1 rRNA gene is annotated in these 336 nt (G+C 42.0%); it reads right to left on the reverse strand.

The features are described 5' to 3' along the window. Nucleotides 1–39: 39 nt before the first annotated feature. Nucleotides 40–154 (reverse strand): 5S ribosomal RNA (gene rrf / locus CWB99_RS22130). Between the last annotated feature and the right edge of the window lie 182 nt (nucleotides 155–336).

Below are 336 nucleotides of genomic sequence, written 5' to 3' on the forward strand. Positions count from 1 at the left end.
ATTCATGGATGAATGTCTTTCGTCGACCTCTAATTAGGAGCTTGGCAATGTCCTACTTTCACATGGGAAACCCCACACTATCATCGGCGCTATTTCGTTTCACTACTGAGTTCGGCATGGGGTCAGGTGGTTCCAAAACGCTATGGTTACCAAGCATAAACTGTTGTGCAAGACGTTTATCAACGTCTCACTAAAATCTGGAAAAGCTTTATTAAATTCTGTCGTCTACTTTAATTCTTAACTTCTAACAAACAAAACCACTTTGGCGTTGTATGGTTAAGCCTCACGGGTAATTAGTACGAGTTAGCTCAATGGCTCACACCACTTCCACATCTC

Origin of the sequence: Pseudoalteromonas rubra, assembly GCF_005887095.1 — a bacterium.
Taxonomy (GTDB): domain Bacteria; phylum Pseudomonadota; class Gammaproteobacteria; order Enterobacterales; family Alteromonadaceae; genus Pseudoalteromonas; species Pseudoalteromonas rubra_E.